The following is a 9,189-nucleotide window of genomic DNA, read 5'->3' on the forward strand; positions in this document are numbered from 1 at the left end:
TCACAACACAGCCCGACATGTCGGTAGCCTTGGAAGCTTGGAACGACCACAAACGCGCCAGCTTCCCCGAACCTGCTGTGACCGCAGCGTTGGAACGGCTAAAGGGTGATGGGTTTATTCACTAGCCAGGCAAATGAATAAATGCCCTCAATGGCTATGTTATGGTCATGTTGAAATCCAAGGTGCTTTCGATACATTCGCCTCAAATTTCGATACACAACTCAACCTGCCCTTCATGGAATACGCATTAAAACTCTTAAAAATAAGAACTTTGATGCACTGATTGCCTCGTGCCAAATTTGATTCCAGGGTCGCCCACCATTTACCTTACAGCGTGTCTGACGTCAGCACTCGTTGGACATGTTACGGTGGATCAGGCCTTCATTTCAGGCCGCTCGACATTGTAGCAGGTCAGCCGTTTGCCGATCCTCACACACATCTTTGAACCTGTCTAAAGTGTTCAGATAGACGCGTCATACCTTAACGATCGCGACAGCCGTTCGATCAAACGGCTGGCGCGCAATGCACCATTGCTATCCGCTTTAACGAGTGGTCAGAATTTCCTCGGCCACCTCTGAGTGCTAGGGAATAAGTATGTTTTCACGCAAAAGCGTCACTGATTGAACCGTCAGATTATCAAGCAAAACATCAATGCGAATAGATTTCACACTGCCAAGCTCGTAGCGTTGAAAGGTCATCAATGCTTCGTCGTTCAGGATCGCATTGGGCTGTTTGAACTGCATATGACACTCTGGCATTTCCAAATCACGAAGCGGTTCGTCGTTGATAGAAAACTTCGCGGCCTTCAACCCGCAGCGCCACGAAAAAATATGGGAAAAATAGACCAGGTCCTGCCCGTCATATTCACGTACAGCCGTCCAGCTATCTTTGGTCAATTCAAGGATCTGGCCAATCTCCGCCGCGGTTGTGAACTTGCCCGTTGGCGTTTGATCCTCGGGTGTAAGCCCTGTCAGATCAAAGCTGTCTGCTGCGCTCACACCATCACCGCTGGTGACATCGCTTGAGCCAAATCCGCTTTGAGCGCTGGCAGTGCTGGCCAGCATCAACACGCAAAGTGCAACGGTTGCCGATTTCATAATATGTCTCCCAAAATCTAATCTGAATATTTCTTTTCAATCTCGACTGCACGGCTTCTGGAAATTCATCACAGAGCGGCGTAGGGTCAAGCAAACCCGCGAGCAGATGGGCCCAGCATGGCAAAAAAGAGCACCAAGAATCCATCCTTAAATGTGATGATCGTCGTACAAAACGGCCGTCTGGCCTATGAAGCTGCACTTTTCGCGGCCTCGTTGCGGCATACAAACCCCGACTTCAAGGGTCGGCTTTTTTTGGCAGAGCCCCTGCCCGGCCCGCTATGGGATCGTGATCCGCGCCTACCCGATGGCGATCTTCGTGATCTGCTGATTGATCTGGGCGGTGAGTTTGTCCAGTTCGAAAGCCGCGTGTTTGGCCAAAGCTACCCCTATGGCAACAAGATCGAAGCCTTGGTCGCCCTGCCCAAAGGCGAACCGTTTATCTTCTTTGATACAGATACTCTTATCACAGGCGATTTGAACGCGGTTCCTTTTGACTTTGCCCGTCCATCCGCATCATTGCGCCGCGAAAACACTTGGCCCGAGCTGGAGCTTTATGGCCCGGGCTATGGCGCAATCTGGAAATCGCTTTATGACAAGTTCGAACTGGACTTTGACAGTGCGCTTGATCTGAGCAAGCCTGATGAATACTGGCGCCGCTATCCATACTACAATGCAGGATATTTTTTCTACAAATGCCCTCAGAAATTTGGTGCGCGCTTCCTTGAGTACGCAACAGCCATTCGCGATGATGCGCCTCCTGAATTGGTGCTACAAACGCTTGATCCTTGGCTCGATCAAGTTGCGCTTCCTTTGGTTATTCACAGCTTTGGCGGCGGAAAAGACACGATTCCACGCGGCCTGCTAGATGGCGAAATAAGCTGTCACTACCGCATGCTACCGTTGCTTTATGCACGCGAGGGCGATCATGTCATTGATGTGCTGCATGACATCTCGGCGCCCAACAAGATCAAGAAAGTGCTCAAAGGCTCAGATGCGATCAAGCGGATGATCTATCACGGCCGCGGCGAAAAGGTACGTGCGCTATTCGATCAGGATGACCTGCCGCGCAAGGAACAGGCCATTCGCAACCGCATCAAGAAGGCCGGCTTCTGGATGCGCTGATCCAAGCGCCCATTTGGGGCAGCGCGGCAAAACAGGCGTTTCTGCGAAAAGCTATTTTGCAAAACACCTGTTCCGCTTTTCTCAAGCTATATTGTGAGCCTCGGAACATTAACCTACGGTGCGCCTCAACGCTTTTTCAACGTGAGGACACACCATGACTGACGCCCCAAGCTACGGCTTTGACACCCTACAGATTCACGCGGGCGCCCGCCCCGATCCCGCGACAGGCGCACGCAACACGCCTATCTATCAGACCACAGCTTACGTGTTCCGCGACGCAGAACACGCGGCAGCGCTCTTTAACCTGCAAGAAGTGGGCTATATTTATTCGCGCCTGACCAACCCGACCGTTGCCGTTTTGCAGGAACGCATCGCAACGCTGGAAGGCGGTGCAGGCGCTGTTTGCTGCTCCTCTGGTCACGCAGCCCAGATCATGGCGCTGTTCCCGTTGATGCAGCCCGGCATGAATGTCGTGGCCTCGACCCGTCTATATGGCGGTACGATTACCCAGTTCAGTCAAACAATCAAACGTTTCGGCTGGGAAGCCAAATTTGTGGACTTCGACGATGAAGCTGCTGTCGCGGCCGCCATCGACGATAACACGCGCGCGGTCTTCTGTGAATCCATCGCAAACCCGGGCGGTTACATCACTGATCTGGATGCGATTTCCGCAATCACCAATGCCGCTGGCGTTCCATTGATCGTAGATAACACCTCAGCAACGCCCTACCTGTGCAACCCGATCAAACATGGCGCGACCTTGGTGGTGCATTCAACAACGAAGTACCTGACAGGTAACGGAACTGTCACAGGTGGCTGCGTTGTGGACAGCGGCAATTTCGATTGGTCCGCGTCGGACAAATTCCCGTCCCTTAGCCAGCCAGAGCCCGCCTATCACGGCCTCAAGTTTGCTGAAACATTCGGCCCGCTTGCCTTCACCTTCCACGGCATCGCTATCGGTCTGCGTGATTTGGGTATGACGATGAACCCACAGGCGGCCCACTACACGCTTTGCGGTATCGAGACGCTCAGCCTTCGTATGGAGCGCCATGTGGAGAACGCGATGAAGGTTGCCGGATGGCTGGAACAGCATGACGACGTGGATTACGTGACCTACGCTGGTCTACCTTCCTCGCCATACAACCAGCGCGTTGCGAAAATCTGCCCCAAAGGTGCGGGTGGCCTGTTCACAGTTGCCTTGAAAGGCGGCTATGACGCTTGCGTCAAATTCGTCGATAGCCTTGAGATTTTCAGCCATGTGGCAAACCTTGGCGACACGCGCTCACTTGTGATCCACTCGGCTTCAACGACGCACCGCCAGCTTTCGGCCGAACAGCAAGAAGCGGCGGGCGCTGGCCCGAATGTGGTTCGTATCTCAATCGGGATCGAAAACGCGGAAGATCTGATTGCCGATCTGGATCAGGCAATCAAAGCCGCCTCCGCGTAGAATTCAAACGACGCAGTTGAAAGGCCCGAAGCGTGCTTCGGGCCTTTTTCTTATTTCCCAATTGCATAGACAATCCTGACGCTTGCCCTTTGGGTGACCTCACCCTGTGCAATCGGCACTGCGCCAGAGCGTGCCGCGGCCATTTCCATAACTGGAGAAGGATAACCGCCGCCGCCGTTCGTATCCTCGGTTATCAGCAAAATATCACCAACCGAAACGCCGGCAGCTGCTGCATACAATTCAGCCTTGCGGCGTGCATCGCTTACCGCGTTCTTGCGCGCTTCATCCTGCGTGGGCTCTGGATCAATCAAGCCAAAGCGAAAGCCGGAAAAGGAATTAGCGCCTTCACGGGCAACGCTATCCAATACAGCGCCAAGCTTATCCAGATCGCGAAGGGTCACGTGAACGGTGTTGGACGCTTCAAAGCCAACCGGCGGCACGACTTCGCCCTCCTCATAGCGCGAAGACTTGCCCCAGATCGGATTCAGCCCGAGCGTCGCTGTTTGCATGTCCTTGGGATCAACCCCCAATTTCGTCATTCTGGATAGAATCGCTGCAACCGCTTTGTTGGTTTCAGCCAATGCATCGGCTGCGCTTTTTGCGCTATGACGCGCGCCAAGCGTTATAACAGCCATATCGGGCGGCACGCTCACTTCGCCTGCGCCGATAACAACAATTTGCGCGCGTGGCTCTTGTTCTTGCGCTGCCAGCGGGGCTGCAAGAACGCTCCCCCCGGCGACACATAGCAAAATTACCCAATTTTTTAAGGACATTGTAACACCTTTCCTTGATCTTGATGACCACTTCGGCCCGCTTAGCGTGCCTCTCAATTTAGGTAAGACGCAACTCGATTGGTGATCCTTGGCGAAAACCTGCTGCAAAATCCGCTTAAAACTTCCCCGCGTCACGGGTGTGAGTCTTCTTTCTCTAAGCAAGAACCTGCTATACTTTGGGAAATGTGCCGTACCACTTTCGCTGCGCACTTGGGGAGACTAAATTACCAGTATGAGACCTAATTTTACATTGTCGCTTTCGTTTAGCGGTATTCAACTCTTGCACCGTCAGGGCAAGGGCTGGGGTCGTGTAGGCGACGTTGATTTGTCTACAGAAGATTTGGCAGGCGATCTTGCGATCTTGCTGGAAAAAGCAGCTGCGCTGGGTGATGGCCCTGTCGAAACCAAATTAATTATCCCCGACGACCAGATCAAATACCTAACGGTCGATGTCACTGGTCTGGACAAGGCCGAAGTGCAAAGCGCGGTGCTGACAGCACTTGACGGGGCGACGCCTTACTCAGTGGACGAGCTGGAGTTTGACTTCGCAAACGACGGCGGCAATGTCTATGTCGCGGCGGTCGCCAAGGAAACCCTACAAGAAGCAGAAAGCTTTGCCAGCGAGCACGGCTTTGCGCCCGTCGGCTTTGTCGCCGCGCCTGCGTTTGAGAAATTCCCAAAAGAGCCGAACTTCGGCCTTAGCGCAGTTGCCCGTTCAAAGGGTATTTCAGCGCTGGAAACAGATGAAACACCTGCCATCGCAACCGGCGATGCGGTCCCTGTAGCACCTGAACCTGTTGCACCTGCAAAACCCAAGGCGGATAGCGTCCCTGCCGCGCGGCAAGCCGAAGCTGCGGCTACCCCTTCGAGCGAAACAAACGATGATCTTGCGCCCGCGCCCGGGTTTTCATCGCGCCGTTCTGCGCCAGAAACGGCTCCAATCATTGCGCCAAGCATTGCAACCCCGGTCGCGCCCGCGCCAAAGGGCCCACGACTTGACGGTGTCCAGCGCGGCGTAGGCGCCCCGACAACCGCACCCGGCGAGTTGACGTCACCAAGTACAACACCACCCGCACCCGCGAAAGCGCCTGAAATCACCGGACGATCCGAAGTCGCTCTTGATGAGGCGCAGGTAGATGTCAGTCTCGGAGCGCTTCGCCCTGGAACGGCGATCGATGACGATGCCTTTGATGACATCCCACCGATGCCAAATTCCTTCGTAGCAAGCCCGCGCGCGAATGCCCTGCGCGGTGCATCCGATAGCGCGCCAATGCCCGATCTGCGCGCGCCAAGCGCGCCTTCGCAAGAGCCTGGCAAACCCGCGAGCGATGCAAAGGCCAAGGCAGTAGCCCTTGCAGGTTCAGCTGGAAGCGCAGCAGTTTCCGGCATGCGTTCCCTTTTCACCAAACGTGAGAAGCAGGCACCCGAGCCCGTCGTCGAAAACGCGCGCGAAGAAGAAAAACAGCGCATGACCGTATTCGGCGCGCGCAAGCCCAAGAAAAAACCTGAGCCTATCCCAGTTGGCGGCAAGCCACGTTTCCTAGGGTTGATCCTCACTGCGATTTTGCTGTTGTTCCTTGTCTCGGTTGCTGCATGGGCCTCGGTCTTTCTGGATGACGGATTGGCGCGCTTTTTTGGCGGCGGCGATCGCAATCGCGCCATTGCCGAACTCCCAAATCCAGAGGAAGAAATACTGGCGGATCAGGAAATCGAAGTTGCCTCGCTTGAGGTCGGCGTCGATGATATTTCGCTGGACGATCTGCCAAGCAGTGACGACGCGCTAACGCAGGTTAAACCCAGCCCACCCGTCATTTCTCCGGAAGAGGCACAAGCAAAATACGCAGCAACCGGCATCTGGCTAGCGACCCCGGTGCAACCCCTTAGTCCACCTGCGATAGCACTGGATGATGTCTATCCAGCATCAATTGATGCACGCATCAATGGACAGGACGCCTTTGCGCTAGAGCCGTTGACGCAGCCCCGCGATGACGCGCCGGCTGGCCTTGCCGCGCCGCCGCCTCCGGACGCGACCTTCGCATTCGATGATAATGGCCTTGTCATAGCAACCCCTGAGGGCGCGCTAACGCCCGAAGGCGCTTTGGTATTTCTGGGACGCCCTGCGCGTGTTCCCCCAGCAATTCCACAGCGCCTTCGCGATGCTGCTGTAACACCGGAAGAAACTGCTGTTGCGCCTGAACCCGAAACAGGGCTGACGGCAACTCTGCGTCCTCGCGCCCGTCCAGGCGGCTTGGTAGAAAGCTCTGAGCGCACGCAACTTGGTGGCAACACACGCGCCGAGCTGTCCAAGCTACGCCCGAAATTGCGCCCCCAAGTCGAAAAGCAGATCGAAGAAACCGAAGCCGCGCAAGTCCCAGCAACGCGCCTTGCCGTTGCGACATCGCGCAAACCGTCCCCACGCCCCGGAAACTTTTCCCGTATCGTTTCCCGTGCCCAGAAGCAGGCTGAAAGCGCGCCGGCTCAAGAGGCGACACAAGTTGCCGCAGTCGCGCCGCGCACGGTTAGCCCGCGCATCCCCTCGAATACCTCTGTTGCGAAGTCAGCCACTGTTAAAAACGCAATCAACCTGAGCCGTGTGAACCTTATCGGTGTCTATGGTAAACCCTCTAGTCGCCGCGCCTTGGTGCGCCTGTCCAACGGTCGCTACCAGAAGGTGAAAGTCGGGGATCGTGTCGATGGGGGCCGCGTTTCTGCAATTGGCGATGCACAGCTGATTTACACGAAAAGCGGACGAAACGTCACGCTGAGGATGCCCAAGGGCTAAAAGCTCAAGACAATGCGCGACCGAACATCCAAAAAGCCAGAAACTGCGCACCCTTTCGGATAAATTACGAACACGTCATCGCCATGTTACATATTTGTGCGTATAATTCGCACGAAATCTCGCAAACTTGGAAAACTTCCGCATGATAGATGACACAGACAAACATTTGCTCTCAGCGCTGCAAAGCAATGCTCATCTAACGGCACAAGAGCTTGGCGAGCGCCTGAACATGTCGGCAAGCCAAGCCGGGCGGCGGCGGCAACGGCTAGAGTCAGATGGCTACATCAATGCCTACCGCGCGCATTTGGATGCCGACAAGCTTGGGCTGTCGGTTCAGGCTTTTGTACAGGTCCAGCTAAGCACCCACGGCCCCGATCAAGCGCATAGTTTCGCTCGATTGATCGAGCTGCGGGCAGAGGTCATAAGCGCTTGGACGCTTACGGGCGATGCAGACTACTTGCTGCGCATCTATTGCTATGATTTATCGGCTCTCAACAGCCTCATTCACGATGTCATTTTACCCCATCCGGCAGTTGCTCGTGTGCAAAGCCAGATCGTAATGGATCAATTGAAAAAAGACGCGCCGCTTCCCACGTAAGACTATTGAAAGACCTGATTTATGGAGAGCTTCCTCTTTTCTGCTTCGATATATCTAGGCGCGGCTGTTTTGGCCGTTCCCGTCGCGGCGCGCCTTGGGCTTGGCTCTGTGCTTGGTTATCTTGCGGCAGGTATCTTGATAGGCCCTGTGCTTGGCCTTGTTGGCGCAGAGACAAAAGACCTACAACACTTTGCCGAGTTTGGCGTGGTCATGATGTTGTTCCTCATTGGACTGGAACTGGAACCGCGCGCTCTCTGGGATATGCGCCATCGCCTGATCGGGCTTGGCGGCTTACAAATTTCGCTTACCACTTTGGCCTTCATGGGCGGCGCAATGGCACTTGGACTAAGCTGGAGCGTTGCCCTCGCTGTCGGTCTGATCTTTGCTCTCTCATCCACAGCGATCGTTCTTCAAACCCTCAGCGAAAAGGGCTTGATGCGCACCGCCGGTGGGCGCTCGAACTTCTCGGTACTCCTAACGCAGGATATTGCCGTAATCCCGATGCTGGCGCTTTTGCCGCTGCTTGCCATGCCCACGGCCATGACGCTTAACGCCGATGGTTCGATCGAACGGCATCTAGAGGCTCACAATAGCAACGCCCATAGCTCGCTCAGCCTTGTGTCCGATCTACCGGGCTGGGGCGTCACGCTAGTCACGCTTGGTGCAATCGGCGCAATCATCTTTGCTGGTATCTACCTGACCCGCCCTGTTTTCCGCTTCATTCACGCCGCGCATCTGCGCGAAATGTCTACGGCACTGGCGCTTTTGATCGTCGTTGGCATCTCTTTCCTGATGATGCTCGTCGGCCTGTCTCCTGCTCTGGGTGCCTTCCTCGCGGGTGTGGTTCTGGCCAACTCCGAATTCCGCCACGAACTTGAAACCGACATAGAACCTTTCAAGGGCCTTTTGCTCGGTCTGTTTTTCATAACGGTTGGGTCTGGCATCAACTTTGCTGTGCTGATGCGTGACCCAATTGGCATCATCAGCCTCACGGCGGCCGTCATTGTCGTAAAGGGCCTAGTTCTTTACGTTCTCTCGCACGTTTTTAAATTGCACGGTCGGGATCGCTGGCTCTTCACCCTCGGCCTTGCCCAAGCAGGCGAATTCGGGTTTGTCCTGACTGCCTTTTCTGTGTCGCAGAACGTCATTCCTGTCGCACTATCCGAACGCATCTTGCTGATTGTCGCTCTCTCTATGCTTGTGACGCCACTGTTGTTTATTCTGATGGAGCTCATTGGCAAAAAGGGCGCGCATACGGACCAAGATGTAGAGCATGACGAAATCGACGAAGACGGACCCGTTATCATCGCGGGCATCGGTCGCTTTGGGCAGATCGTTAACCGCTTGGTCAGCTCTTCTGGCTTCAAAAC

The 9,189-nt window shown here is 55.1% G+C and carries 7 protein-coding genes; 5 read left to right on the forward strand and 2 right to left on the reverse strand.

The features are described from left to right. Window positions 1–581: 581 nt before the first annotated feature. Complete coding sequence (locus tag WBC85_RS07880) at window positions 582–1,097, reverse strand: hypothetical protein (protein ID WP_424434925.1); 516 nt, start codon at window positions 1,095–1,097, stop codon at window positions 582–584. Window positions 1,098–1,214: 117 nt separating this feature from the next. Here WBC85_RS07880 and WBC85_RS07885 point away from each other — a divergent pair, with 117 nt between their 5' ends. After that, complete coding sequence (locus WBC85_RS07885) at window positions 1,215–2,219, forward strand: hypothetical protein (protein WP_424434928.1); 1,005 nt, start codon at window positions 1,215–1,217, stop codon at window positions 2,217–2,219. A 154-nt stretch (window positions 2,220–2,373) separates the two neighbouring features. Then, window positions 2,374–3,666 (forward strand): O-acetylhomoserine aminocarboxypropyltransferase/cysteine synthase family protein, encoded by a 1,293-nt coding sequence (locus WBC85_RS07890; RefSeq protein WP_424434931.1) that lies wholly within the window; start codon window positions 2,374–2,376, stop codon window positions 3,664–3,666. Window positions 3,667–3,716: 50 nt separating this feature from the next. On the opposite strand, the gene WBC85_RS07895 is transcribed toward WBC85_RS07890, so the two are convergent. Then, window positions 3,717–4,439 (reverse strand): SIMPL domain-containing protein, encoded by a 723-nt coding sequence (locus tag WBC85_RS07895; protein ID WP_424434934.1) that lies wholly within the window; start codon window positions 4,437–4,439, stop codon window positions 3,717–3,719. Between the two features lie 232 nt (window positions 4,440–4,671). Between WBC85_RS07895 and WBC85_RS07900 the strand changes: the two genes are divergently transcribed. The 3 genes from WBC85_RS07900 to WBC85_RS07910 form a co-directional block, all read left to right on the forward strand. Continuing rightward, a complete protein-coding gene (locus WBC85_RS07900) occupies window positions 4,672–7,221 on the forward strand; it encodes a hypothetical protein (protein WP_424434937.1) in 2,550 nt (849 codons plus the stop codon). A gap of 142 nt (window positions 7,222–7,363) precedes the next feature. Next, window positions 7,364–7,819 carry an Lrp/AsnC family transcriptional regulator gene (locus WBC85_RS07905; protein ID WP_424434940.1) on the forward strand — a complete coding sequence of 152 codons (456 nt, stop codon included), beginning with the start codon at window positions 7,364–7,366 and terminating at the stop codon, window positions 7,817–7,819. 21 nt (window positions 7,820–7,840) lie between these two features. Then, the coding region (locus WBC85_RS07910) for a monovalent cation:proton antiporter-2 (CPA2) family protein (RefSeq protein ID WP_424434943.1) at window positions 7,841–9,189 on the forward strand (1,349 nt) is incomplete at its 3' end.

The organism is Planktotalea sp. (assembly GCF_049680325.1).
Classification (GTDB): Bacteria; Pseudomonadota; Alphaproteobacteria; order Rhodobacterales; family Rhodobacteraceae; genus Planktotalea.

Bases quoted from the DNA above. Each gene is read 5' to 3' on its own strand.
- WBC85_RS07890 (WP_424434931.1), top strand. From the start codon at position 2,374: ATGACTGACGCCCCAAGCTACGGCTTTGACACCCTACAGATTCACGCG.
- WBC85_RS07905 (WP_424434940.1), top strand. From the start codon at position 7,364: ATGATAGATGACACAGACAAACATTTGCTCTCAGCGCTGCAAAGCAAT.
- WBC85_RS07885 (WP_424434928.1), top strand. From the start codon at position 1,215: ATGGCAAAAAAGAGCACCAAGAATCCATCCTTAAATGTGATGATCGTC.
- WBC85_RS07895 (WP_424434934.1), bottom strand. From the start codon at position 4,439: ATGTCCTTAAAAAATTGGGTAATTTTGCTATGTGTCGCCGGGGGGAGC.
- WBC85_RS07900 (WP_424434937.1), top strand. From the start codon at position 4,672: ATGAGACCTAATTTTACATTGTCGCTTTCGTTTAGCGGTATTCAACTC.
- WBC85_RS07880 (WP_424434925.1), bottom strand. From the start codon at position 1,097: ATGAAATCGGCAACCGTTGCACTTTGCGTGTTGATGCTGGCCAGCACT.